Origin of the sequence: Pseudomonas fluorescens (assembly GCF_012974785.1) — a bacterium.
Classification (GTDB): Bacteria; Pseudomonadota; Gammaproteobacteria; order Pseudomonadales; family Pseudomonadaceae; genus Aquipseudomonas; species Aquipseudomonas fluorescens_BT.
This window is the reverse complement of the sequence record NZ_CP027561.1, coordinates 2,277,791-2,301,536: the sequence shown is the minus strand read 5'-3', so window position 1 is coordinate 2,301,536 and position 23,746 is coordinate 2,277,791. Positions and strand designations below refer to the sequence as shown.

23 protein-coding genes and 1 pseudogene are annotated in these 23,746 nt (G+C 62.1%); 7 read left to right on the top strand and 17 right to left on the bottom strand.

The features are described from left to right. Positions 1 to 53 precede the first annotated feature (53 nt). On the top strand, positions 54 to 422 hold the full coding sequence (locus C6Y56_RS10295) for a hypothetical protein (protein WP_169429754.1): 369 nt from the start codon (positions 54 to 56) through the stop codon (positions 420 to 422). Here the strand turns inward: C6Y56_RS10295 and C6Y56_RS10290 are convergent. From C6Y56_RS10290 to C6Y56_RS10270, 5 genes are all read right to left on the bottom strand, one after another. Next, complete coding sequence (locus C6Y56_RS10290) at positions 413 to 1,843, bottom strand: sigma-54-dependent transcriptional regulator (protein ID WP_169429753.1); 1,431 nt, start codon at positions 1,841 to 1,843, stop codon at positions 413 to 415. The genes C6Y56_RS10295 and C6Y56_RS10290 overlap by 10 nt on opposite strands. Beyond that, on the bottom strand, positions 1,812 to 3,305 hold the full coding sequence (locus C6Y56_RS10285) for a sensor histidine kinase (RefSeq protein WP_169429752.1): 1,494 nt from the start codon (positions 3,303 to 3,305) through the stop codon (positions 1,812 to 1,814). Before C6Y56_RS10285 ends, C6Y56_RS10290 begins: the two co-directional genes overlap by 32 nt. 102 nt (positions 3,306 to 3,407) lie before the next feature. Continuing rightward, complete coding sequence (locus tag C6Y56_RS10280) at positions 3,408 to 4,478, bottom strand: SCO family protein (RefSeq protein ID WP_169429751.1); 1,071 nt, start codon at positions 4,476 to 4,478, stop codon at positions 3,408 to 3,410. Positions 4,479 to 4,495: 17 nt separating this feature from the next. Then, positions 4,496 to 7,303 (bottom strand): multicopper oxidase domain-containing protein, encoded by a 2,808-nt coding sequence (locus C6Y56_RS10275; RefSeq protein WP_169429750.1) that lies wholly within the window; start codon positions 7,301 to 7,303, stop codon positions 4,496 to 4,498. A 157-nt stretch (positions 7,304 to 7,460) separates the two neighbouring features. After that, a complete protein-coding gene (locus C6Y56_RS10270) occupies positions 7,461 to 8,909 on the bottom strand; it encodes a sensor histidine kinase (RefSeq protein ID WP_169429749.1) in 1,449 nt (482 codons plus the stop codon). Between the two features lie 309 nt (positions 8,910 to 9,218). Here C6Y56_RS10270 and C6Y56_RS10265 point away from each other — a divergent pair, with 309 nt between their 5' ends. The 6 genes from C6Y56_RS10265 to C6Y56_RS10240 all read left to right on the top strand — a co-directional run bounded on the left by C6Y56_RS10265 (position 9,219) and on the right by C6Y56_RS10240 (position 15,594). Beyond that, positions 9,219 to 10,565, top strand: a complete 1,347-nt coding sequence (locus C6Y56_RS10265; RefSeq protein ID WP_169429748.1) for a hypothetical protein — start codon at positions 9,219 to 9,221, stop codon at positions 10,563 to 10,565. A 35-nt stretch (positions 10,566 to 10,600) separates the two neighbouring features. Continuing rightward, positions 10,601 to 12,835: an Ig-like domain-containing protein gene (locus tag C6Y56_RS10260; protein WP_169429747.1), complete on the top strand. Its 2,235-nt coding sequence runs from the start codon at positions 10,601 to 10,603 to the stop codon at positions 12,833 to 12,835. A 69-nt stretch (positions 12,836 to 12,904) separates the two neighbouring features. Continuing rightward, complete coding sequence (locus tag C6Y56_RS10255; protein ID WP_169429746.1) at positions 12,905 to 13,369, top strand: curlin; 465 nt, start codon at positions 12,905 to 12,907, stop codon at positions 13,367 to 13,369. A gap of 26 nt (positions 13,370 to 13,395) precedes the next feature. Beyond that, positions 13,396 to 14,847, top strand: a complete 1,452-nt coding sequence (locus C6Y56_RS10250) for a curlin (RefSeq protein WP_169429745.1) — start codon at positions 13,396 to 13,398, stop codon at positions 14,845 to 14,847. Between the two features lie 266 nt (positions 14,848 to 15,113). Beyond that, positions 15,114 to 15,320: a type II toxin-antitoxin system RelB family antitoxin gene (relB, locus tag C6Y56_RS10245; protein WP_085712084.1), complete on the top strand. Its 207-nt coding sequence runs from the start codon at positions 15,114 to 15,116 to the stop codon at positions 15,318 to 15,320. Further along, entirely contained in the window at positions 15,277 to 15,594 is a 318-nt protein-coding gene (locus C6Y56_RS10240) for a type II toxin-antitoxin system RelE/ParE family toxin (protein ID WP_372239284.1), read from the top strand. The genes relB (C6Y56_RS10245) and C6Y56_RS10240 overlap by 44 nt, the downstream gene beginning before the upstream one ends. 80 nt (positions 15,595 to 15,674) lie before the next feature. Here C6Y56_RS10240 and relB (C6Y56_RS10235) read toward each other — a convergent pair whose 3' ends face one another. The 12 genes and pseudogenes from relB (C6Y56_RS10235) to C6Y56_RS10180 all read right to left on the bottom strand — a co-directional run bounded on the left by relB (C6Y56_RS10235) (position 15,675) and on the right by C6Y56_RS10180 (position 23,745). Continuing rightward, positions 15,675 to 15,866 (bottom strand): type II toxin-antitoxin system RelB family antitoxin, encoded by a 192-nt coding sequence (gene relB / locus C6Y56_RS10235; protein WP_169429744.1) that lies wholly within the window; start codon positions 15,864 to 15,866, stop codon positions 15,675 to 15,677. A 72-nt stretch (positions 15,867 to 15,938) separates the two neighbouring features. Then, a complete protein-coding gene (locus tag C6Y56_RS10230; RefSeq protein ID WP_169429743.1) occupies positions 15,939 to 16,319 on the bottom strand; it encodes a DUF6124 family protein in 381 nt (126 codons plus the stop codon). A 909-nt stretch (positions 16,320 to 17,228) separates the two neighbouring features. After that, a complete protein-coding gene (locus tag C6Y56_RS10225; protein ID WP_115077264.1) occupies positions 17,229 to 18,089 on the bottom strand; it encodes a CsgG/HfaB family protein in 861 nt (286 codons plus the stop codon). A gap of 28 nt (positions 18,090 to 18,117) precedes the next feature. Beyond that, positions 18,118 to 18,547, bottom strand: a pseudogene (locus C6Y56_RS10220) (curli assembly protein CsgF). Continuing rightward, positions 18,544 to 18,936, bottom strand: coding sequence for a curli production assembly/transport protein CsgE (gene csgE, locus C6Y56_RS10215; protein WP_169429742.1), 393 nt, complete (start codon positions 18,934 to 18,936; stop codon positions 18,544 to 18,546). The pseudogene C6Y56_RS10220 and the gene csgE overlap by 4 nt, the downstream one beginning before the upstream one ends. Continuing rightward, positions 18,933 to 19,472 (bottom strand): type II secretion system protein, encoded by a 540-nt coding sequence (locus C6Y56_RS10210; protein WP_169429741.1) that lies wholly within the window; start codon positions 19,470 to 19,472, stop codon positions 18,933 to 18,935. Before C6Y56_RS10210 ends, csgE begins: the two co-directional genes overlap by 4 nt. After that, positions 19,447 to 19,821 (bottom strand): type II secretion system protein, encoded by a 375-nt coding sequence (locus C6Y56_RS10205; protein ID WP_169429740.1) that lies wholly within the window; start codon positions 19,819 to 19,821, stop codon positions 19,447 to 19,449. The genes C6Y56_RS10210 and C6Y56_RS10205 overlap by 26 nt, the downstream gene beginning before the upstream one ends. A 5-nt stretch (positions 19,822 to 19,826) precedes the next feature. Next, on the bottom strand, positions 19,827 to 20,300 hold the full coding sequence (locus C6Y56_RS10200) for a type II secretion system protein (RefSeq protein WP_169429739.1): 474 nt from the start codon (positions 20,298 to 20,300) through the stop codon (positions 19,827 to 19,829). A 2-nt stretch (positions 20,301 to 20,302) separates the two neighbouring features. Beyond that, the gene (locus tag C6Y56_RS10195) at positions 20,303 to 22,150 is read right to left on the bottom strand and encodes a secretin N-terminal domain-containing protein (protein ID WP_169429738.1); all 1,848 of its coding nucleotides are present in this window, start codon (positions 22,148 to 22,150) and stop codon (positions 20,303 to 20,305) included. After that, entirely contained in the window at positions 22,147 to 22,665 is a 519-nt protein-coding gene (locus C6Y56_RS10190) for a hypothetical protein (RefSeq protein WP_169429737.1), read from the bottom strand. Before C6Y56_RS10190 ends, C6Y56_RS10195 begins: the two co-directional genes overlap by 4 nt. Continuing rightward, complete coding sequence (locus C6Y56_RS10185; RefSeq protein ID WP_169429736.1) at positions 22,665 to 23,213, bottom strand: GspMb/PilO family protein; 549 nt, start codon at positions 23,211 to 23,213, stop codon at positions 22,665 to 22,667. The genes C6Y56_RS10190 and C6Y56_RS10185 overlap by 1 nt, the downstream gene beginning before the upstream one ends. Further along, positions 23,200 to 23,745: a PilN domain-containing protein gene (locus tag C6Y56_RS10180; protein WP_169429735.1), complete on the bottom strand. Its 546-nt coding sequence runs from the start codon at positions 23,743 to 23,745 to the stop codon at positions 23,200 to 23,202. The genes C6Y56_RS10185 and C6Y56_RS10180 overlap by 14 nt, the downstream gene beginning before the upstream one ends. Position 23,746: the final 1 nt, after the last annotated feature.

Sequence of the window (23,746 nt, the reverse complement as noted above, 5' to 3'; positions counted from 1 at the left end):
ATGGCCGGCTATAGTTAATAGCCTTGGGGAAAACCGCTTCCACAGGTGCCGCCATGCAAACGTTCAACCGGCTGCTGTTATCCGCCTGTCTGCTCGCCGCCGCCCAGGCGCAAGCCCTCGACAGCAATTTCAATTACTACGGGGCCGACCAGCCCTTCGCCCACCCCGCTCCACCCTCGCTGTACGCACAGCCGCCGCGAGCGTTCGATGACACGTCGCCGCAGGATTTCATCGTCATCCCGGATCGCCACGTGTTCCATGACTCACAGTTGCCGACCGTGGCCGATGCAACGGTGCGGGTGTTTATCCGCACGTACGACGCCGAGCGCGGCATCTACGTCAATGACGAGGTGCTGGACCCGACGTGCCTGCTGGAATGCCTGAGCCCGCCGAATCCACGCAGCAACGCCGTTTACCACTGACGCTTGTCCGGGCGCGCCAGGCCGAGCTTCTCGATGCGATAGCGCAGCATGTCGCGGCTCAAGCCCAGCAAGCGGGCGGATTTGGTGACGTTCCAGTCGGTCTTGTCGAGCATCTTGCGCACCATGTCGCGCTCGACCTCCGGCAGATTCATCGACTCGGTGTTGCTCGCCGGGCGCGGTTCGAAGTGCGGCACCTCGCGATGTTGATGCAGCGAAGGCTCGTCCACCAGGCTCATGCACACGTTCAACTGGTGCGCGGCGATGGTGTCGCCCGGCGCCAGCAGCACGGTCTGTTCAAGCATGTTGCGCAGTTCGCGCACGTTGCCCGGCCAGGTGTAATTGAGCAGCAACTCTTCAGCCTGCTGACTGAAATGCAGATTCGGCTTGCCGTAGCGTTTGCCGTGGCTGGCGAGAAAATGCCGGGCCAGCAACAGGGCATCGTCGCCGCGCGCATAAAGGCGCGGCACCTTGATCGAGATGATCCGCAGGCGGAAGAACAGGTCTCGGCGGAACTTGCCTTGCTGCACCATTTGTTCGAGGTTGCAGTTGGTGGCGCTGATCACCCGCAGGTTGACCTTGCGCTCCTTCACCGAGCCGACCCGGCGAATGGTACGGTCCTCCAGCAACTTCAGCAGTTTGGCCTGCAGGACCAGATCCATCTCGCCGATTTCGTCGAGAAACAACGTACCGCCGTCAGCCGCTTCCACCAGCCCGACGCGGCGATCCTTGGCGTCGGTGAACGCACCTTTCTCGTGACCGAACAGCTCCGACTCCACCAGATTGGCGGGGATCGACGCGCAGTTGAACTCAATGAACGGGCCCTTGCTGCGCGCGCCGTCGAAATGCAGCGCACGGGCCACCAGTTCCTTGCCGGTGCCGGTCTCGCCTTCCACCAGCACGGGCGGCAGGTCGCCACCGGTCATGCGCCGCTCGGCTTCGAGCAACTGGCCGATGGTGTTCTTCAGATGCTGCATCGGCGCCGATTCACCGATCAGCGCCTGCAAACCGGATTTCTGTGCCTCGCGCTCCTGATAGAACGACAGCGTGCGCTCCATCCGCTCGGTGGCCAGGGCCTTGTCCAGCAGCAGTTTGAGCTCCGGCAATGCCACCGGTTTGGTGACGTAATGAAAGGCGCCCTCCTTCATCGCGACCACCGCATCTTCGACGTTGCCGTAACCGGTCATCATGATCACTTTCAGCTCCGGCGCGCTGATGCGCAGCTTCTGGATCAGATCGTGCCCGCTCATGCCCGGCAGTGAGTTATCGGTCAGTACGACGTCCGGCATGAAGCGGCCCAATTGCTCCAGCGCGTCTTCGGCCGAATGGCAGACCGTCACCTCGAAGTCCTTGCGCTCCAGGTAGGTCTGAATATTGTCGGCCAACAGTTCGTCATCCTCGACCAGCAGAATGCTGTGTTCCATATTCCCCTCCCGATGCCACTTTAAAGTTGAGACTGACGCGGGTTCCCTCCTGCTCGCGGCTGGTCAGCACGACCGAACCCTGAAAACGCTCCATGATTCTTTTGACCAGTGCCAGGCCAACCCCGAGGCCGCCCTGCTTGGTGGTGAAAAACGGTTTGAACACCAGTTGTTGCTGCTGCGCGTTCATGCCTCTGCCGGTGTCACCCACGGTCATACACACCTGGCCGGCGTGAGGGGCTTCGATGTCGACACTCAGCACGCCGCACTTGGGCATCGCTTCCAGAGCGTTGGCAAACAGACTATTGAGGATCTGCGTCAGCAGCACTTTGTGGCTGAGGACCGGCGGGCAGTCCCTCAGGTTGAGTCGCACTTCGACGCCATTGCGCCGGATCAGCGCGTCGAACGCGCCGAGCGAGTCTTCCACGGCGGCCTGCAGATCCAGCGCTTCGCCGTCGTCACTCATCGGCCGCAGCGAAACAAGCAACTCCCGGACCCAGCGCGACATGCGATCCACCTGACTGATGATGTCGCCGATATTGCGCTGGGCGCTCTGGCTGGCCACTTCCTGGGCCAGTTCGGCACTGGAACGAATGGTTGCCAGCGGATTACGCAGGCTGTGAGCCACCGCCGATGACATCTCCCCCAGTGCGACAAAGGTTTCGTTGCTGATCAGTTGCTGCTGCTGGCTTTGCAGCAGTGTCGAGGCGCGTCGCACGATCCAGAACAGCCCCAGGTAAATCGCCGCCCCGCCGAGGATCGTCGCCGCCCAGATCGAGGCAAACCCGCGATCGATGCGATCTACCAGATCCTCCGGTTCCTTGTAGATCTCGACCATGGCGACGACTTTGCTTTTGTCGGTGTTGAACATCGGGATGTAGTTCTCGATGAACAGGTATTTGGGTTCGCGCGACAGTTTCTGTTCGGGTTTCTCGTCGTCGATCTTGTGATAGCTGGAGGACACCGGGACTTTCATTTCGAACGATTCGTCCAGTTCGTCATCATCCTCGAATTTAACCCCGATCAGTTCCGGGTTGGTCGACCAGATCACCGTGCGATCCAGGGCATAGACCGTCGCCAGCAGCACATCCGGCATGTGTTGGACGTGATCGAGAAACTCGGCCCGCGCCGCGCCATGGGCCAGCGGATCGACGTCGGGGAAGTTTTCGTCCTGGCGCGGGTCAAGCATTTCACCCATGGTGCGCAGCGGCGTAATGCCGGCGTGACGCATTTCCGCGTCACCGATGGCCTGGACGAATTGCGCCGTGAGCAACGCATCGCGCTCCACGCTTTCGGTGACCACGAACCGCGTGGAGACATAGCCCAGGCCCAGCGCCACCGCCGCGATGATGAAAAAACTCGCCAGCGAGAACCAGCGCAGCAGGTTGAACTGCCCGCCCCAACTCTTGATGGCTGCTACCGCGACATTCGGTGCAGGTGTTTTTTGTTCTTCCAGTCGTTGCATGGGGGTGTCCTGGCGTTTTGTATCGAACCGGTTACAGCCACCTCACGACTGAGTGTAGGTGGCAATGACCGTGATACAGGACTCAATGATGCTATTTAGCCGCTAGCGCATGCGGCTCACCGTTTCGCTGCTCGCGGCCGGACTTATTGGCGTCAACGCCCCGTCAGCCAAGGGCTGCGTGGTCGGTTGCCGGCGCTCGGTTTCATCGCGCAAAAAGTCGATGATCGACTGCGCCGACAGCTCGTCCAGACGAAGGTTGGGCATCGGGATCCGCTCGTATCGTTCGAACAGTTGCAGCGCAATCGGGTCTTTTTCCGCCAGTACCCGATCCGGCTCGCGAATCCAGCGGTTGAGCCAGGCCGGGTCACGCTGGCGGGTCACGCCGATCAGATCCGGGCCGATGTTGCGCATACCGATGCCTTCGCCGTCCTGCGGGCCGAGGCTGTGGCACGAAGCACAGCGGGTGCGGAACAGTTCTTCGCCGTTGCTCGGCGGGCGGATTTCCGGCGCATTGGCGTAGCTTTGCTCGACGCTCGGCTGCTTCCAGTTCTGCAAGGTGTTGGCCAGTTGATCGGCGAGAATCCACGGGTTCTCGAACGGCGACGCTTTCATCCAGCGCCCGGTGCTCTGGTTGCCGACGATCAGGCTCAGGTTGTGATCCTTGGTGCGGCCGTTGTCGACGCCCTCGATGAACAGCCCGAGTTTCTTGCGCAGGTCGGTGATGTCTTCGAATTCGCCGGTGAGGAATTTCCAGCCGGGTCCGACCTTGAAGCGTTGCGCATAGGCCTTGAGCACTTCGGGGGTGTCGCTCAGCGGATCGATGCTGATCGAGTAGAAAAAGATGTCCTGCCCCACCCGATCCCCCAGCAGTTTCTGCACCTGGCGCAGGCGTGCGGTTTCCAGTGGGCAGGAGTCGCTGCAGGAGGTGAAGATGAAGTTGATCACCACCACCTTGTCTTTGATCAGGTCATCGAAAAACCGCACCTGCCGACCGTCCTGATCGGTCAGCAGGGTGTTGGGGAAATAGTCGCCACCCCACGGGGTGGCGGATTCACTGGCGCCTTCGGGCTGCGCCTGATGGGCGATGAGCACCTGACTGCCAAGCAGGCAGGTGACCAGCACCAGCATCAAGTGCATGCCCAGGGCGCGGGAGCGCGGCGTTGGCTGTTTCATGTCGGCTCCCTCCCTTTTCATGGTTTCACGGTCACTTGCGGGCCGAAGCCGTCGCCGGTGCGGAAGGTTGGCAGCGCGGCGGAGTTGACGTAGCGCACGCCATCCCAACTCGGCAGCGGTGTCGGCATCAACTGCAGTTGCCCAGGTTTCTCGAGGTCCCAACGCAGCAGCATCGAGTTGTCCTCATGCTGGGTATTGTGACAGTGCTCCATGTAAGTCCCGGCAAACTCGCGGAAGTTGATCGCCATCTCGACGTTGTCCAGCCCGTCGGCTTCCGAACCGATCCGGTAAACGTCCTTGCGCGCCCATTTTTCCCATTCAGGCGGGGCCTTGCCGCCACGGCTGAGGATGATCCCCTCCTCGAAGTGCACGTGCACCGGATGACTCCAGCCCGTGCCGCCGGCCTTGATGTTCCACACCTCCAGGGTGCCGATGCCGTTGACCCCGGCGTCCGTCGGGCCGCTGGCCAGTTTGGTCGAGGCATTCAACCGGCGTGGGTCCATGTGGAAGCCGAAACCGCTATCGGTCTTGATCGTCCACGGCGCTTCATCAGTACCGTCGGCGCGACCGAAGGTGAAGGTCCGGTGCAGCGCCTTGGCGAGCAAGGCTTTGTCGGCAGCGTTGTCGCGGTGGATCTTCAGCGGAATCATCACCATGCCTTCGGCCTTGCCCGGTTTGGCAGGCTCGTAGGCGGCCGGGTTCATCGACAGATCCTGGCCGGTATAGGCCTTGACGTTCAGTTGCAGGACCTTGCCCACCACCGGGTCGCCCCGGTCCCATTGCGGGCCTTTGCTGGTCTGCTTGATGACCGCCAGGTATTTTTCCGACAGCACGTCGGCCAGCGGGATCACTTCTTTCGGGCCCTTGCCGTCGTCCTGGGCCTGCAGGTTGACGAAGAACAGCTTGTCGCCCGGCTTGATGCCGTTTTTCGCGAAGTTGACGATGATATCGAACCGCTCGGCGATGCCCTGGGTCGGCAGAATCGCGTTGTGGTTCTGTTTGTCGCCGTCGGCATCCAGATCCATCGAACCGTCGAACGGCACGCTGTGTTCCATGATGTTGCCGTCGTTGGCGATCATGTGGAACGGCACGCGGCTGTAGGACACACCGGAGTTTCTCGGTCCCTGGAACTCACCACTGGTGCCTTTGACTTCACGCACCAGCGCGAGCTTGAAGTAGCGCGACACCGAACCATTGAGGAGCCGGAAGCGATAACTGCGGGCCCGCACGTCGAGGCTCGGTTTCCATTGCCAGTTGACCAGCACCTGATCGCCGATGAAGCCGTCGGTGTTGAACGGGTTGAACCACAACTGGCCCTGCTGATCCCAGGCCTTGTCGGCGAACACCAGGTTGACGTCATAGTCGCGGTTGCCCCACGGCAAGGCGCTGCCGCTGGGGAAACGCAGGTTGACGCCGTCGTTCACCGATTCGTTGCCGCGGTCCAGGGCGCTGTAGTAGTTCATCATCGCCGCGTTGCCCTTGTAGACATTCTGCGCGGTGAAATCGAGCATGTGGTCGTGGAACCAGTGGGTGCTCATGGTTTCGCGCCAGTCGCCACGGATCTTGATGGTGCCGTGGTCGCAGGTCTTTTTCGCAGGTTGCATGTCGTTGACCCAGAGGGTTTCCCCCGGCGCGCACGGGAACGCTGCACGTGGATCTTCAGCCTTGGTGTTGATGCTGTCGTAACCGGCGAGCTGGATGGGCCAGCGATAGTCGTAGTACTGGCCGGGGAAGAAAAACGCGTTGGCATAGCCGTCGCTTTCCGCCGGCGCATGGCCGTTGTGCTCGTGGGTGGTGATGGTGTGCAGGCCGAAGCCACGGTTGGCCGATGGATCGATCGGCAAGCCATTGTAGTGACGCATCATCACCGGTTGGCCGTAGCGCACCATCAGCAGTTTCGGCGGCAGCGTGCCGTCGAAGGTCCACACCGAATTGTGGTCCTGCACCGGCATCGCCGGGTGGAACCGTGGGTCGACACCCTTGGCCGTGCCATCCGTCGCCGGCACGCCAGCGACGTTGTGGTACAGACCACCGGGGCCGAATTCGCCAACGGCATAACCGTGCATCTGCCGACTGTCACGCAGGCCACCGTTCAGACGCGCGCCGGTCTGCACGGTCTTGTAGGCGACTTGTGGGTAAAACTCGTTCCAGCGCTGGTGAGCCCAGCCTTTTCCCGGTGGCCGGCCTTCGGCGGACGAGCCGATATGCCGGTTGAGGAACAGTTCGATCTGCGCCTGCCACGGGTTGCGGTCAACCACGTTGGCAAACTGACTCGGGAATGGCGTGAGCCCCGGTTGACGCAGGAATGCGTCCAGCGCGGTGCCGGGTGGCGCACTGCGGGCGACGCTGTTCGGGTCCTGGGCCGGCGCCGGGCCGATGGCGGCTGGCGGAAAGCCCAACGGCGCGGCCGGGGTGGTCGGGTCGAGTTTTTCCGGGCCGAACTCTTCGAACAGCACCAGTTGCTGAGTGAACGGCTGAGCACCATACAGCGGGCTCGGCTTGCCGTTGGTGGGGTAATTGAAACTGGTCTGGACGGTGGGCGGCAGAATGTTTTCCGTGCGCGTCGTATTGCGCGTGCCTGTGACCCCGTTGGGCAGATCGAAGGAGTATTCGTTGGCCTCGGGCATCGTCAGGATGGCGTTGAGCGCACCGGCACGGTCTGCGGGCTCGTCGTAATACGCCGACGGGTCGGACGCTTCCGGCTGATTCTCGTCGTCGATCGGGCTCGCTCGAACCCCGGCCATCTGGCCGAGGGTCAACATCAGAAAGACGCTCAGTGGCGTCAAAAGAAACAGCTTTTGGGGGTCACGCATTGCTCTGTCCATCACCAGCCGCCTCATTTAAGGAAGGGGTGATGGTGTTTTGCAATTACCTCGCCAAAGTATTAATCCCCGTTGAAACAAGCTGTTACAGACGCTGTTGCATTCCCCACTCCCCGGTGACCGGGGCCTGACACCCGCTCCTGGGGGAAGTTCACCCCCATTACTGGATGAGTTGAAACGCAAGACGAACGGTGGTGCCCTCGCCTTCGCGACTGTCCAGGGACACACCGCCGCCGAAGCGTTCCATGATCCGTTTGACCAGCACCAGCCCCACACCGAGCCCACCCTGCTTGGTGGTGAAAAACGGCCGGAACGCCATGCTGCGCTGTTCCTCGTTCATGCCTTTGCCGGTGTCGCTGAGCATGACGCTCACGCCACGGCTGTCGCTCGGTTCGAGGGTGATGGTCAACGTGCCGCCCTTGTCCATGGCCTCCAGTGCGTTGGCCAGCAGGCTGTTGAGGATTTGCGTCAGTTGCACCGGTTGGCTCAGCACCATCGGCGTTTGTTGCGGATGAAACACCACGTGCACCGCGTTTTTTGCGATCTGCTGTTCGAACGCGACCAGACTCTCGTGCAGCGCCGCCACCAGATTCACCGGTTCCGGCTCATCGTTGAGCGGTCGCAGCGATTGCAGCAGTTCGCGCACCCACTTCGACATGCGGTCGACCTGACCGATGATGTCCTTGATGTTTTTCTGCGCCGGGCCGGCGTCGAACTCCAGGGCCAGCTCGGCGCTGGAACGGATGGTCGCCAGCGGGTTGCGCAGACTGTGGGCCACCGCCGAAGACATCTCACCCAGCGCGACAAAGGTTTCATTGGCGATCAGTTGTTTTTGCTGGGCCGTCAGCAAAATCGCCGCCCGTCGCACGATCCAGTACAGCCCCAGGTAAATCAGCCCGCCGCCCAGTGCGGTGGCCAGCCAGATCAGCGTCAGGCCGCGCTCCATGCGCGCAATCAGGTCTTTGGGCTCTTTATAGATCTCGACCATCGCCGTGACGTTCTTGCCCTCGGCGTCGAACAGCGGGATGTAGTTCTCGATGAAGATGTATTCCGGCGGCACCACGAACTTTTGTTCTTCACGCGCCTTGTCGACGTCGTGATAGCTGGCCGATACCGGGATCTTTTCATCGAAGGCCCGGTCGAGGTCTTCGTCGGCGTGAATGCGGGTGTTGACCAGCGCGGGATTGGTCGACCAGATCACGGTACGGTCCGGCGCATAAATGTTGGCGAGGATCACGTCCGGCAAATGTTCGATGTGATCGAGAAATTCGCCTCGTGCATTGGCACGGGCCTCCGGGTCGACATCGGGAAAGTCGTTATCCTGACGAGGGTCGAGCAACTCTCCCATGGTGCGGATATTGGGGATCGAGACGTGGCGCACTTCCGCCGACGCGATGGCCTGTATGAACTGCGCGGTCAGCAAGGCATCGCGCTGCACACTTTCTTCGATCACGAACCGTGTCGACACCGCTCCGAGCGCCACCGCTACGGTGCCGATCACTGCCATGCTGACCAATGAAAACCAGCGCAACAGATTGAACGGCTGCTTGCGCGAGTTCAGCCGCAGGCTGCTCTCCTGGACCGGTAGTGATTTTGACTGCATGTTCATGGCGGCGACTTCCCGATACGTCCCTATAGGGTTATAGCCCACGGTTGGGTGATTGCCCGGATGCGGGGGGTGAACGGTCCTGCGATCCCCCTCCGCCAATCGGCGCTGTCGATTGATCCCCACCTCCCCCCCAATGCTGGGGACTGTCGCCCGATGTCCGCGCCGCGAAAAAGCCCTCCTCCTCACTCGCCAACCCTTGCCCCACGGGCCTCTCGCGCCAGTTGCGCAGCCGTTGGTATGGAAGTTGAAACGCCCCTCTGCAACTGACCCACCCCCAAGGGGCAGGCACTTCGATAGAGGGATTAACTCATGCACCCTTTACTGTCCAAAACCGCGACCGTCCTGGTCGTGAGCGCTTTGGCCCAGGGCATTGCCCAGGCCGCTCTGTTCGCCGTCGACCCCGGCCCCTACACGCCGGCCAATGGCGGTTTCGCCAGCTGGTATCAGGACAGCCACGGGCGCACCCTGGATCTGTGCCTGTCCAAAGCACTCAGTTCCCGCGTGCCGAGCACGCCGGGCGCCCCGTCCTACATGTGCTCGCTGCTGCCGACCCCCGGCGTGTTCGATGACACGCAACCGCTCGTATTCCCCACCAACTTCCCCGATGAAGCCTTCTGGTTCACTGGCGATACCTCCATCGTCGATGCGGCTCGCGGCATCAATCTGACTTACGTCAGCGCCGTTGAAGCCGCGTTCGGTGGCGGCGATCCGCTGGAAGGCGACCAGATCAGCTTCGCGCGGATCCGCATCCGGGTTGATGTGCCCACCGCCGGCACCTACGTCATCACCCACCCGTACGGTGTCGATGTGTTCAACGTCGACACCCCCGGTCGCCGCGCCATCAACATGACCCGCGACATCGGCATCGGCACCCCGAAAACCTACGACGGCGCGCTCAAGGGTGACATCGGTCCGTTCCTGCGCAGCGTCAACGGGCCGTACACCGAGACCAATCCGGTGACCGGCGCGGCCGAGCAGTTTGTCGGCGACCCGAACCTCAACGAAGCCGTGACCGGCAGCCCGTTCAACACCAACTTCGTGCGCATCGAAGGCCCCGGTGGCATAGACCTGCGCAGCACGACCTTCGCCGTGTCCGGCAAGTTGTCGACAGTCGTGCGGCCGACTCCGCTGATTCCTCAGCGCAGCACTTACTCGCGCAAACCGGGCGACAGTGCGCCGGTGGCCCAGCAAGACGTGTTCGTCCAGGCGCCGCCCGCGCCGGGCACCGCCGCGATCACCAGCAGCACGCCCGTGGTGAACATGACAGAAGCCGACAGCACCGGCAGCTGGTATGCGCAATCAGCGGTCAACCCGACCTTGCCGACCGTGCTGCAAGTGACCGCCGACAACCACTTGGCGATCGCCACCAGCTCACCGACGACCCTGCCCATGAACCTGACCGACCTGGTGGTGATCCAGCGCGCCGAGTACAGCCTCACTTCCGGGCAACTGACCGTGGTGGCCTCGACCAGTGACGAAACCTCGCCACCGGTGCTCACCGCCACCTCCGGCACCGGCGCCACCATCGGTGCGCTGGGCGGTGATGGCGCGGTGAAAACCCTGGCCACCGGGATCACGCCGATTCCACCGGCCAGGGTTCGAGTGACGTCGTCCAACGGCGGCAGCGATACCGAAGAAGTGGTCATCGTGCAATGAACGCTCACATGCCCAGATCCGCATCAGGAGGCATCATGAACAAGTGGCCACGCTTCGCGCTCAACGCGCTCGGGCTGACAATCTCGCTGACCGGCAGTGCGTTCGCGCAACTGGCCGCCGTCGATCCCGGCCCCTACACCTTCGCCACCGGGAAATTCCCGATGTGGTACCAGGACAACAATCAACTGTCGATGGAGCTCTGCCAGTCGCGCGCCGCCAGTTCGCGGGTGCCGGTCAGCACCCCGCCGGCGTACATGTGCACCCTGCTGCCGGAACCGGGCGTGTTCGACGACACTCTGCCGATGGTGTTCCCCGACAACTGGCCGCCGGAGGCCTTCTGGTTCCTGGCGGAAACCAACATCGCGAACAACGGCGCCGGTTTCGGCGTGGATGCCTACGTGGCCGGGATCGAAGCGGCGTTCGCTTCAGGAAATCCGGTGGATGGCGATCAGCAAAGCTTCGCGCGGATCCGTATTCGGGTGAATGTCCCGGTGGCCGGCACCTACACCATCACCCACCCCTATGGTGTCGAAACCGTCAACGTCACCACGCCGGGCAGGCGGGCGATCAACATCACCAAAGACATCGGCATCGGCGCGCCAGGCAACTTCAGCGGTGCGCTCAACGGCGCCATCGGCCCGTTCCTGCGCAGCATCAACGGCCCGTACACCGAAGTGAACCCGGACACCGGCAACATCGAAACCTTCGTCGGCGACCCGAACCTCACCGAAGCGGTGACCGGCAGCCCGTTCAACACCAACTTCCTGCGGATCGACGGTCCGTCGGGTGTTGGCTCGATTCAGACCAACCTGTTCACCGTCGCCGGCAAGGTGCTCGACAACCGTCAGCAGACCCATGTCGCCATCGACCGCGCCACCTATCGCCGGACTTCGGCCGGTGTGCGCGCCGAGGTGTTCGCCAAGGCTGACAGCAGCACGACCCTGTGCTTCCGCGAAACCCTGGCGTTACTGCCCGGCCCACCGCCGACGCCGTGCCAGACCAGTCTGCTGGGTGACAACAACGGGCTGTTCTTCGGCCAGCGCCTGGGCACCGGCACCCTGCCGTCGGTGGTGGTCGTGACCGCGACCAACCCGGCCGGCACTACCCGTCCGACGGCCGTCTCGGCCAAGCTCACCGACGTGGTGAAAATCCAGACCGCCCGCTACAGCTGGGCCAATCACAGCCTGCTGATCGAGGCCACGTCGACCGATGAAGTCGCGGTGCCGGACATGGTTGCCCAAGGCTACGGACGTTTGTCGAAAACGGGGACTCTGCAAAAAATCACCGTCGCCGACCTGACCCAGCCACCTGCCACCGTCACGGTCAAATCCGCCGCCGGCGGCAGCGACACCGAGCCGGTTGTGGTGGTCGGTGCAGCACCGGACACCGGTGAAAACCAGGCGCCACTGTCCGTCGCCGACACCGGCAGTACCAGCTTCGGCGTGCCCATCACCCTCAGCCTGTTGACCAACGACAGCGACCCAGACAACAACGTGCCGCTGACCATCACCGCGTTGACTCAACCGGCCGCCGGCCAAGGCACCGTAGCCCTGAACGGCACCACGTCGGTGGTCTACACCCCGCCAGCCGTGGTGACGACACCGTTGACCACGACCTTCACCTACAAGGCGCAAGACAGCAAAGGTCTGGCCTCGGCCAACCCGGCGACCGTGACGGTTACCGTCGCGCCCAACCGACCACCGACCGCCGTCGCCGACAGCGTCGCCACCCTCGGTGTCGCGATCCCGATCAACGTCCTGGCCAACGACACCGATCCGGAAGGCAACACACCGCTGGGCGTCGCCAGCCTGACCCAACCGCCGGCAGGACGCGGCACGGTCAGCACCGACGGCACGGTGATCACCTACACCCCACCGGCCACCGTGACCACGGCCTTCACCACGACTTTCACCTACATCGCCCGGGACAGCTTCGGCGCCCAGTCGACGCCGGCGACCGTCACGGTGCAAGTGTCGCCACGGCCTGCGGCGGAGACTTTCACCGTTACCGCTTCAACGGTGCAGGCGCGGGCAGGTGGACGCTTCAACTGGGACTTTACCGGTACCTCGTCGGTGACCACCGGCAACACCATCACCGTGCAGGTCACCACCCCGACCGGGCTGGTAACGCTGGGTACAACCACGGTACCGGTGACCGGACGCTGGCGGCTGACGCTGAACAACACGCTGGTCGTGCCGTCGGCTAACCCGACCGCCACCATCCGTTCCTCCCAGGGCACCGTGCGCACGGTGTCGGTGACCACGCTGTAAGGCTGCGCCCCGCCTGCTTTCGGGCTGGCGGGGCAACGCTCGACGCTTAACCCCAGACAGGATCACGCCATGAACACGCCGACCGCCGCCCTGCTTTGCCTGCTCGCCCTGTGCGTCAGTGCGGGCGTGCGCGCCGACGACCTGATGGAAAATGATGACCTGGCGCCCAACAGCGCCGATCTCGGCGAACTGCCGCCCCCCGTGGGCCAGCAAGCCCTGATCGACCAGAACGGCCAGGTCAACCTCGCCCTGCTCTCGCAAAACGGTCAGTCGCTGCTGGGCAAGATCGTGCAGTCGGGCAGCAATCAGGAGGCGTACATCCTGCAACAAGGCAGCGACCTGATGGCCTTGATCACGCAAAACGGCTCCGGCAACGCCGCGTCCATCACGCAAACCGGCAGCCACAACCGTGCGCAGATTTCGCAAAACGGCAACAACAACGACGCCAGCATCGAGCAGGCCGGCACGGGGCTGCAAAGCGCCGTGACCCAGTCGGGCAACGGCATGAGCGTTTCGGTCAGGCAATACCGCTAAGCACTGCAATCATCGGAGAGTTCATCATGTTCAAACTGACGCCCCTCACCGCCGCCATCCTGGTCATGATCAGTGCCCAGGCCATGGCCGACGACAGCCTTTCCACCCAGAGCCAGCTCGGCACCGCCAACATCGCCAACGTCAAGCAGACCCAGGCCCCGTTCAGCAGCGCCACCCAGACCCAAATGGGCCAGGGCAACGACGCCGCCGCCGTGCAAGACACCGCCAGCAGCGTCATCACCCAGGACGCGGTCGGTGACTACAACGCCGGTTACGCTGAGCAACTCTATGAAGACAACGGCACCATCACCCAGCAACAGGTCGGCGCCTTCAACACCACCCACGCCAGCCAGTCGCTGGGTTTCGGCGCCCCCAACACAGCCCTGCAACAGCAGCAAGGCACCGGCAACTTCTCGTTCGTCTACCAGGACTCGCAGAACGGCAGCGAAGGCAAAACCTTCCAGTACGGCGACAGCAACGAAGCCAACATCGAGCAATTGTATGAAGGCAGCGGCAACAACTCGGTGATCACCCAATACGGCACCGCCAACTACGGCACCGCCGAACAGGTCACCTACAACGGCGGCCAGATCGGCATCAACCAGGCCGGCGAAAACAACTACGGCTACGCCGACCAGCGCAACGGCACCGGCGGCAACATCACCATCAACCAGTTCGGCAACCTCAACGGCAGCGAAATCTGGCAAGACTCGCAACTGGCCAGCCAGGCCACCGTCAACCAGTACGGCGACAGCAACGAAACCGTGGTCGACCAGAGCTTCGGCGAAAACAACACCGCCGCCATCACCCAGGTCGGCAACACCAACGCCATCTACGCCGATCAATTCGAGTCGGTCAACTCGACCCTGGCGCTCTATCAAGTCGGCAACGGCAACGTGCACTTCACCTACCAGAGCGGCGACGGTCACACACTCAACGCCACCTCCGTGGGCAACGACAACAAGGTCTACGCCAGCAACTGGAAAGGCCCGCAACACGGCGGCCAGTTCGGCAGCAATCAGCGTGCGACGGTCAATCAGGCCGGCAACGGCAACATCGCCAGCTTCACCCAGGACGGCGTCGGCCACATCATGACCACCAATCAGACCGGAACCGGCAACAAGACTACGGTCAGCCAGGCTGATTCCTACAACGAGCTGTACTTCGACCAGAACGGCAGCGACAACATCCTGATCTCCGATCAACGCGGCACCACCAACCTGGTTCAAGGCTCGTCGAACGGCACCGGCAACAGTGCCGAATTCGATCAATCCGGCACCGGCAACCAGGCGTACACCGCGCAGCTGTATGGCAGCGACAACATGATCACCGTGAAACAGGCTGACACCATGAACGTGGCGTACGTGACCCAGGGCGGGACGGGGAACATTGCCAACGTGGATCAGAGCGGGATGACGCAGACCGCGAATATCCAGCAGTTCGGGTCGGCTAACCAGGCGACGGTTTTGCAGCAGTAAGTGTTGAGTGTTGGAAAACCGCGATCTTGAGGTCGCGGTTTTTTTGCGCTGACGCTTGAGTGGCGTCCTACGGAAAACGGAACGTTTTCAGAAAATCGAGGAGTTTTCTGACGAATTCTGGCGGTTGGCCGTCGGAAGTGCAGGCTCTAGGATTTGCCGGGACAACTTGATCCCCATGGAGCTTGGCCTACATGCAATTCATCCAGACAGCGACGACAGCGATACCGTTACCGAATAGACTTCCCGGCACCCAACCCGGAGGTTCCATGATCGACCCGTCTTTGATCGACCCACTGTGCCCGGTTGTTTCGGATCTTGGTCCTGAAGAACAGGCTGCGAGTTATGACCGTTGGTTTCGCGCCGAAGTACAGGCCTCTCTTGATGATCCGCGTCCGAATATTTCGCATGACCAGGTGATGGCTGAGATACATGCCTTGCTCAAGGCAAAAGACAATGGTTTCGAGGTCGATTGAGTGGAGGCCCGAAGCACGGGCCAAGCTGATGCTAATTATCGACTTCATAACAGAAAGACATCCCAGAGCAGCCAGAGAGCTCGTCAGGGCGATTGGAAAAGCTGCATCCAACCTTCTGGAACATCCTCGCCTCTATCGAACCGGTCGGATCCCCGGCACTCGAGAAGCTGTTGTACATTCGAGTTATCTGATCATCTATCGGGTTACTGATCGAATAGAAATCGTGAACGTACTGCACACGCGTCAGGAGTACCCGCGACGTCGTTTTTTCTAGTACGTTGCTCACTCCGTTCCAAACAAAAACCGCGCTCCTGTCAGGGATCGCGGTTTTTTCGTATTGCCGCTGTGAGAGCCTCACCCCGCCTCATGCTTTCTTCGTTTGTCCTCCATCAGGGCCGACATTTCAGCCATCACCTGCTCATTCGGAATGCTGGGTCGTGGGTCATCGATTGAAGCCTGTACTTTGGCAATCAACCAGCGGTCGTAGCTGGCGGCCTGCTCTTCGCTTTCGAAGTCTGAAACGATCGTGGAGATAAGGGGATCCATGGTGACTCCAGTTTGAATGTGAAAAACGCGACCCATTGCTGGGTCGCGTTTTTTTATTGGGGATGTGCTGGATCAGTCCTTCAGCTCGACGTGATCCAAGGCCTGATTTACGGCCAGTTCACCTAGCATGAGGATCTGTGCGATGCCCAGGGCGGTCTTGCGGTGGGCGGGGTCGAGGGCGGCGGCGAAGTTGTTGAGCATTTCGCTGGCGGAGCCCAGGGACTCGCAGGCGTTCGCGAGCAGGGATTCGGTGTTGTAGGCCGGGTTGGCGAGGTACATCGGGGCGGGTTCGTTGACGCTGCCCATGATGTGGGCGCCGGGGCAGAGGTAATGATCGAGGGCGCGTTCGGCGGCTTCGTGGAGTTTTCTGGAGTGGGCGGAGGTGTATGGGGAGGTTGGGTCGGTTTCGGGGTTGGCTTGGGTTTCGGGTGGGTTGGGCGTTGGTTTTTTCATGGTCATTTCGTCCTCATTGATGGTTGCAGCCGGCCCAATCGACTTCCAGGAAGAATGGGTGGCAGCTGTACGCGGGCTGGAAATCCGGGGAGAACGCGACCCGGCAGACATAAATGTCTCCCGCGCACAGCCGCCATAACAGCGTGCACACAATGAAGGTGCGCAAGCATACGTTATGAATAGCGATTTCGCTTTCTCACACATCCGGGTTTCCAGACCCGATCGCTGAATTGGCAGCGACCGAAACAGGCTAGAGCCCGCACTTCCGACGGACAACCTGAAAACTTTGTGGGAAGGTTCGGCGTATTCAGACACGTTTTTAAACAGACTTTAGGACGCTGGCCCTCACCCCAGCCCTCTCCCGGAGGGAGAGGGAGCCGATCGAGTTGTTTGGGAGAGGTACGCCGACGTGAAATACCGAGTTGCGCTCAGGTTTTAAGAACAAGTGAATCTGCCATTGCCATTGCAACCACCAACAGCAACAGCAACAGCAACAGCAACAGCAACAGCAACTACCACCATCCACCTACCACAACACGCGGCGCAGCCGCCCCACTCAACACAATGAGCGTTAGCTCGAGTAAAGCTTTTGACGTGCCGGCCCCTTCGGAAGGCTGAGTGGAGGGATTTATCCGGGGGTGGGAGCGCAGCGACCGTTCGACGAAGTCGAACACATCGAGAGGAGGTGCAGCGAAGCAAACCGGAGGCGATGCCCCCGGATGAATCCCGGAGCGAAGGAACCCCGAGCCCCAGCGAGGGGCCGAACGCCGGGGCCCAGCGTTTTGGTTCCTTTTGGGCGTTTGCAAAAGGGACTCGCCGTAAGGGCGAAACCGCCAGCCGCAACACCCGAAGAAACGGATATTCACCCAGACCACCCAGAGAACCTGGTCGGCCCAAAGGCCGCCACGTTCACTCAGCCTCCGGATCCACCTTGTTCTGAGTCAGGTACCGATTCAAAACATCATCCTGACCCGGGGTAGAAGCATCCCCCGCCACCTGCCAAAGATGCCGCTCAATCCCCTGCGCCACCATATGCCCCACCGCCGCCTCAATCGCCGACAACACACACAACTGCGCCGGCTCATTCGTCGTATACCCGACCTCAGCCTCAAGCAACTTCTTGAACTCGATAAACTTGAAAATCCCCGCACTGCGCGCCACCGAATAAATCGTCTTGCTGGTCATCACGTTCGCCAACACCTGCCCGCTACGCACATCCACCGCGCGCAAATTCACAGTCACCTGATCCACCCGGTACTCACGGGACAGATCGATCCCCAGATACCGCGCCCCTTCCCCACCGCTGCGCACGTTGGTGTCGTAAGCGATGATCCCGCCCTCGAGCATCATGTTCGCCGCCTGCAACGGTGGCAGCTCGCCCTGAATGTTCACCGGCGTATTCGGTTTCTTCTGCGACGCGCGAATGATCTTGCGTTCAGTCAGCAGGTTCTGCAGCCCTTCCCGCTCAAGCACCACAAACCAGCCGCTGGCCTGCATCGCGTCCATCAACATCGACGCTGCGCCCTGGGTGACGCTGGTGGAAAACGAACTGGCCGGCGTAGGTTTGTACTGCCCGGTCTGGTCACGGAAGCCGTACACCACCGCCATCAGCCGGCCCTTGGGTCGCGGCATTTTCAGCAAGTCGTAATAGGTCGAGGCCCTGGGGGTCAGGGTCGGGGTATCGGTGTCCTGCTCGGCCGGCATCGGCTCGCGCAGACTGCACCCTTGTAATGCTGCCAACATCAGCCCTAGTGCTATTATTTTTTTCATGTCCATCACTCCCGGAACCGTCATCCCGTCATGGGTTGAGGCCGTTCACCTGAATTTCGGAAACTTCGCCGCTCGCTCGGTCGGTCACTTCAATCGTCAGCGCCCCGAGTCGTCGACCACGTTGACGATGAAGGCGTCGGTGGACAGGCTCCCGTGTTGCCGGTGGAGATGTTGTCCAGCAGTTGCCCCAGCAACCGTGACTGCAATTGACTGGTGAAGCGTTCGAGCGCCGAAGTGCCGGCCACCGTCGAGCGTTTCTTGAGATCCGGATCGTCGTGGTCGTTTTGCGCCTGGGCGTTGTTGAGCAGCCAGGTGCCGTTGAGCGGGTTGCCGCCGAACGACGGGTTGACCGGTGTGTAGACCAGTTCGGTGGCCTGGACGGCAGCGGCGCTGGCAAGCCCGATCAACAACCCCGAGATCCAGAATCCGCTGCGCCGTGAGAACGTTGTCGTGTTCATAGTTCGTCCTTCTCAAGGTCGGTGGTGTCCTGCAACAAGGCTTCCAGCTTGCGCCGGACCACTTCCAGTCGAACCGAGTCGGCGGCCTCGTAGGCCTCGTCCTTCAGTTCCACGGTGTTCGGCGGCAGGAAGCGCCGATACACCAGGCGTTGTTGATACTCGACGGTCACAAGGCTCCCCCAGCGTGCGTCGGGGCGCTCGCGCACCACCAGGTTGAAATCCATGCGGCTGGTGTCGCGCAGGCGTTCGCTGAACGAGTAGTAAAAGTCGTGGCCGATGTGCGAGATCGTGTCGTCGACGATGAAGCCCATCATTTCGTCTTCTTCGCCGGCGCTGGCGGAAGACGCCACGGCCGCGAGGATCAACGCGCACCACCATGTCCGGCTCATGGCTGCAATGCCTGCGGCAGGGCCGACTGGCCTTTGGCAGGGCCGTTTGTGCCATCGAGAAAGGCTTTCTCGGCCACGAACTGCCAGTCCGAATAACGCTGCATGCCTTCGAAATCCGACCACTGCGACGGGAAGTCCGCCTGCTTCAACGGCAACTCGGTGGACGGACTGTTGATCCCGGTGATGCGTCCGTCGAAGCCCCGTTGCAACGCCCATTCCCCGCCGCCGATCGGATCGGGATAGAGCTGGCGCAGGTGATGTCGGGGCTCCGGAAAACGTTCGTCCTGCAGCAGGTCAGCCAGGTCTTTCGGGTACTGCGCCAGCCCCGGCGAACTGCGGCAGTAGCTGCGCAGCGCCTGGGCGTACTGGGTGCCGACCCACAGCAGTTGCTTCTCGCGATCGCGGCGCGACACGGTCGACCACAACTCGCCGGCGCTGGCCAGGCCCATGCCCATGATCACGATCAGAAACAGCACGCCCAGGTAGGTGAACCCACCCTGCTCCACGCGCTTACCACTCGGAATACTGGCTGCCATCACGCGCCCTCCCGGTAGCTCCGCTCTTGATGTCGGCGACGCCGCCCGCCACGCCGTCCGGCGGCGCGATCAGCACCCATTGGTCATTGCGTTCGGTGATCGGGTCCAGCGGCGCATTGCGCAAGTAGCGGGTTTCCACCAGTTGCTCGATGGAGTCGGGATAGCGCCCGGTGTCGCCGTAGTAGTGATCCAGCGCCTCGCGCATGGCCGACAGGCTCTGGTGCAACGTGGTCTCTTTCGAGGCCTCGAGGCTGTTGAAGTAGCGCGGCAAGGCGATGGTCATCAGGGTCGCGATGATCGCCATCACCACCATCAGCTCGAGCAAGGTAAAACCCTTTTGCCGGCGCATGAGAATCACCACTCACGGTACGCGATGCCGTTGAGGCCTTTACCCCGGGCGTGGGAGTAGACGTCGAACACGTCCTCGCCATCGCGGGGGTTCTGGGCCGAACTGTCGTAGGCCCGCAGGCCCCAACCGCCGTTGTCGTCACGCTTGGCCGGCACCAGCGGATCCCGCGGTATCCGGCGCAGAAAGTAGAACTTCGCACCCTTGGCGCTGCGCACGTCGCGCACGCCTTCGACCAGCACTTTCAGGTTCGGCGGGTAACCGCTGCTGTTCAGCGACTTCTCGATGTAGCCGGCATCGAAGGCCCGCTTGTAGGCGTCGATGCCATCGCGAATCTGATACAGCGCGGTGCGCAGTTCCTGCTCCTTGCCACGCCGTACCAGGGTCTCCGTCAGCGGCGCGGCCATGCCGGCCAGCAGGCCGATCAGGGCCAGCGTCACCACGACTTCGATCAAGGTAAAACCGCGTTGGGAGGCGTTCATGATCAAGGCTTCTCGACGGTTACACGGGTGGTGGCCACGGCCGCTTCACCGACTGCACGAGGCTGCGCGGCAGGCGCTGGCATCGAGTAGCTCTGCGAACGGTCCGGCGCCTGGATGTGCATGCTGGTTTCGGTGCCGGTGGGGAATTCCATGTCCGACGGGCTCTGGTACGGCAGGTTGCGCACGATCCGTGGGGTGATCGACAGCACCAGTTCCGATTTGCCGATGGTGTCCTTGTTGCTGCCGAACAAACGGCCCAGTCCTGGAATGTCGCCGAGGCCCGGAATCTTGTTGCCGGTGGCGCCGTGGTCGTTGCGCATCAGGCCGGCGAGGATCTGGGTTTCGCCGTCATGCAGACGCAGCGAAGTCTGGGCGTTGCGGGTGTCGACCTGCACCGGGATCGTCCCCTGGCGGGTCGGTTCCAGCGGCGTGGCGTTACTCACTTCCAGGGCGATCTTGATCGCCACTTCGTTGTTCAGGTGCACGGTCGGTTGCACTTCGAGCTTCAGACCGACGTCGAGATAAGTGACGCTTTCGGTGATCACCGGGCCTTGAGTCGACGGTACTGAGGTGGCGCTGATGATCGGCACCCGCTGGCCGATGTGGATGCGCGCCTGTTCGCGGTTGCTGACGCGGATCACCGGGCTGGCCAGGGTGTTGATGTCGTTGTCCTGCGCATTGATCTTGGCTTGCGGCGACGGCGAGATCGAAATCCGGCTGGAGTTGATGCCTTTCAGTTGATCGAGGATGCTCACCGCCGAACCGTCGCTGTTGACCACACCGAAGGTGTTTGGCCATTGCAGACCGAGGTCGAGAATGCGCTGGGTGGCGACTTCCATCACTTCCACTTCCAGCACTACTTCGGGGTTGGACTGGTCTTGCGATTGCAGGAGTTTCTCGGCCATGCGCACGGCGTCTTCGGTGTCGCGCATGGTCAGGGTGTTCAGGCGTTCGTCGACGAACACGTCGCGGGTCTTGAGCATGGTCTTGATCATGTTCAGCGCGGTGTTGGCGTCGATGCTGGTCAGGTAGAAGGTGCGCATCACCAGCTCCTGATAGTCCTTCAACTTCTGCGGCGAGTCCGGAAAGATCAGCAAGGTGTTTTCGTTCACCACTTTCTGGTGCAGCTGGTTCTGTTGCAGCAGCAGTTGCACGGCGTCTTCGATGCGTACGTCTCGCACGAAGATCGTGGCTTTCATGTCCGGGCGCAGGTCCTTGTCGAAGATGAAATTCAGGCCGGCGACCTGCGACAGCACTTCGAAAATGGTCTTGAGGTTGGCGTCGCGAAATTCCAGAGTCACCGGGCGATCGAGCCGGGTGCGCAGTTGCGGGTACTGGATCACGTTGCGGCTCTGCACCAGACGGATGTTTCCTTGCAGCTCCAGTGCGCCGTCGTTTTTCGGGTCGAGTTCGAGGATCTGTTTGACCTGGCGGTCGGCGCCGTAGATGTCGCCCCGGCGCAGGTCGCCACGGGCCAGCTCCAGTTTCTCGTCCATGCTGCGCAGGTAGTCGAGCTGGCGCAGGGCATCCTGGGCGCGGCGGTTGTTCGGCTCGATGGTCAGCACCCGGCTGTAGGCGGTGCGGGCCGAGGCGAAATCGCGGCGGGCGCGGTCGGTGTCACCGGAGGTCAGCAGCGCGGTGATCGCCTTGGCGCGGCCACTGTTGAGCAGCAGGTGCAGCTCGGTGTCCCGCGGATTTTCCCGCAAGCCTTCCTCGATCCGGGCCAGGCCCGCCTCGTACTGCCCCTGCTCGATCAGGTCGGCGGCCTCTTTGTTGGCGACCTGCGCGGAGCTGCACGCGGCCAGCCCGGCGCACAGGCCAAGGCTCATCAGCAAACGGGATCTGTTCATTGCGTACTCCCCACAGACAAGGTCTGCGACAAATGCAGAGGCAGGTAGACCAGGCTCAGTTCCGCGTCGGAAATCGCCGCAATCTTCCAGGTGTCGTCGATCACATCCCCGTTGCGCACGACGTAGATTTTTTCGCCGTCCTGCAAAAACACCTGCAGGTCGCTGCGGTCATGCAGGCGGCCGACGAACTGGAACGGCACCGGTGGCAGGCTCGGGGCTTGCACCATCGGGGTCGGGTTGATCGCTTGTTCGGTGACCGTCGCCAGGGTCGGTGCGGCCTTCCAGGATTTGCTCGCAAACAGGTCGCCGGCCGGGCTCAGGTCCTTGATCGGCGCTGCATTCGCCTTGGCGCTGCTGGCGGGCAAGGCGCCACGGGCGGTGGCTTTTGCCGGGCTGCTCACCGCGACCTCGGTCGAATCCGCCTCGTCGCTCGGCGAGAAATATTCCGGCAACCAGGCCAGCGCCGCCGCCACGCCGAAGAACGCCACCCACCCTGTTATGCGCTTGGTGTTCATCACGACCTCGACAGGTAAAGGGTCATACGGATCCGGCCGCTGAGGTCGGTGTCGGCAATCTTCTTGCGTTGAAACTCGACGTCTTCCACCACCACCGCCGGCAACTGGCCGAGCAAGGCGTGCAGGAAACGGCGCAGTTGCGGGTAGCTGCCACGCACCGGCAACAGGATCTGGTAGCGCGCCAGATGGGTCTTGGGATCGACGCCGAGGGCGTATTCGCCGCGTGCCAGGGTGATGTGCTCCTGCGCGGCCAGGGCGTAGATGCGGTCGATGGCGACGGTGGCCTGCGGCTGGGCCGGCAGCTTGTTACGGAAATCATCGAGCTGACGCTGCGGCACCACGGGCGGCGCGATGCTGCCGTCCTCAACCTTGGCCAGGTATTCGCTGGCTTCCTGGGTTTGCTGGCTGAGCTGTTGCAGCGATTGCCAGCCCGGCAGCAAACCGCCGAGTGCCCAGGCAACCGTGACCAGCAGCAGCGCGAGACCGGCCAGGCCCGGTACGCCGAGGCCTTGCAGGTATTCGTGAACGATCAGTCTAGGGATTCGCATCGCCCATCTCCCAGGTCGCCGACAGGTTGAATTGCACCGGTTGTTCCGGCGATTTGACGACGATTTCGTGGCTCAGCAGCGACACGTCGGACAGCTCGTCACTGGCCTCCAGCCGTTTGTGGAAATCCAGCATCGCTTGCAGATCCCGCGCTTCGGCGCTGATCCGCACCTGGCCTTTGCGTGCATCCGGGGTCAGGGTCAGCAAGGCGATGTCATCGCGCGGCATGGCTTCGAGCATGGCGAACAGGCGCTCCCAGGGGCGGCGCAACTGCTGCGAGACCTTGCGCATTTCCGCGAGGTTCTGCGCCTGTTCGCGGGTTTCCGCCGGGCTCAGCGTTGTCTTGCTGCCGCTGTCGCCAGTGAGCTGGCGCTGGGTGTGTTGCAGGTGACCTTGCTGTTGTTCGGCCTGATCGCCGAGGTGCTGCTGCAGGCCGAAGCACATCAGCGCAAGCAACACGCCGCCGCCGAGCAGGCTCCAGCCCAACGGGCCGGAACGCGGGCGGGGCTGGAAGTCCAGGTTCAGGGCGCGCATG

Excerpts from the sequence above, each read along its gene's own strand:
- C6Y56_RS10295 (WP_169429754.1), top strand. The coding sequence starts at position 54 with ATGCAAACGTTCAACCGGCTGCTGTTATCCGCCTGTCTGCTCGCCGCC.
- C6Y56_RS10290 (WP_169429753.1), bottom strand. The coding sequence starts at position 1,843 with ATGGAACACAGCATTCTGCTGGTCGAGGATGACGAACTGTTGGCCGAC.
- C6Y56_RS10285 (WP_169429752.1), bottom strand. The coding sequence starts at position 3,305 with ATGCAACGACTGGAAGAACAAAAAACACCTGCACCGAATGTCGCGGTA.
- C6Y56_RS10280 (WP_169429751.1), bottom strand. The coding sequence starts at position 4,478 with ATGAAACAGCCAACGCCGCGCTCCCGCGCCCTGGGCATGCACTTGATG.
- C6Y56_RS10275 (WP_169429750.1), bottom strand. The coding sequence starts at position 7,303 with ATGGACAGAGCAATGCGTGACCCCCAAAAGCTGTTTCTTTTGACGCCA.
- C6Y56_RS10270 (WP_169429749.1), bottom strand. The coding sequence starts at position 8,909 with ATGAACATGCAGTCAAAATCACTACCGGTCCAGGAGAGCAGCCTGCGG.
- C6Y56_RS10265 (WP_169429748.1), top strand. The coding sequence starts at position 9,219 with ATGCACCCTTTACTGTCCAAAACCGCGACCGTCCTGGTCGTGAGCGCT.
- C6Y56_RS10260 (WP_169429747.1), top strand. The coding sequence starts at position 10,601 with ATGAACAAGTGGCCACGCTTCGCGCTCAACGCGCTCGGGCTGACAATC.
- C6Y56_RS10255 (WP_169429746.1), top strand. The coding sequence starts at position 12,905 with ATGAACACGCCGACCGCCGCCCTGCTTTGCCTGCTCGCCCTGTGCGTC.
- C6Y56_RS10250 (WP_169429745.1), top strand. The coding sequence starts at position 13,396 with ATGTTCAAACTGACGCCCCTCACCGCCGCCATCCTGGTCATGATCAGT.
- relB (WP_085712084.1), top strand. The coding sequence starts at position 15,114 with ATGATCGACCCGTCTTTGATCGACCCACTGTGCCCGGTTGTTTCGGAT.
- C6Y56_RS10240 (WP_372239284.1), top strand. The coding sequence starts at position 15,277 with ATGCCTTGCTCAAGGCAAAAGACAATGGTTTCGAGGTCGATTGAGTGG.
- relB (WP_169429744.1), bottom strand. The coding sequence starts at position 15,866 with ATGGATCCCCTTATCTCCACGATCGTTTCAGACTTCGAAAGCGAAGAG.
- C6Y56_RS10230 (WP_169429743.1), bottom strand. The coding sequence starts at position 16,319 with ATGAAAAAACCAACGCCCAACCCACCCGAAACCCAAGCCAACCCCGAA.
- C6Y56_RS10225 (WP_115077264.1), bottom strand. The coding sequence starts at position 18,089 with ATGAAAAAAATAATAGCACTAGGGCTGATGTTGGCAGCATTACAAGGG.
- csgE (WP_169429742.1), bottom strand. The coding sequence starts at position 18,936 with ATGAGCCGGACATGGTGGTGCGCGTTGATCCTCGCGGCCGTGGCGTCT.
- C6Y56_RS10210 (WP_169429741.1), bottom strand. The coding sequence starts at position 19,472 with ATGGCAGCCAGTATTCCGAGTGGTAAGCGCGTGGAGCAGGGTGGGTTC.
- C6Y56_RS10205 (WP_169429740.1), bottom strand. The coding sequence starts at position 19,821 with ATGCGCCGGCAAAAGGGTTTTACCTTGCTCGAGCTGATGGTGGTGATG.
- C6Y56_RS10200 (WP_169429739.1), bottom strand. The coding sequence starts at position 20,300 with ATGAACGCCTCCCAACGCGGTTTTACCTTGATCGAAGTCGTGGTGACG.
- C6Y56_RS10195 (WP_169429738.1), bottom strand. The coding sequence starts at position 22,150 with ATGAACAGATCCCGTTTGCTGATGAGCCTTGGCCTGTGCGCCGGGCTG.
- C6Y56_RS10190 (WP_169429737.1), bottom strand. The coding sequence starts at position 22,665 with ATGAACACCAAGCGCATAACAGGGTGGGTGGCGTTCTTCGGCGTGGCG.
- C6Y56_RS10185 (WP_169429736.1), bottom strand. The coding sequence starts at position 23,213 with ATGCGAATCCCTAGACTGATCGTTCACGAATACCTGCAAGGCCTCGGC.
- C6Y56_RS10180 (WP_169429735.1), bottom strand. The coding sequence starts at position 23,745 with ATGCGCGCCCTGAACCTGGACTTCCAGCCCCGCCCGCGTTCCGGCCCG.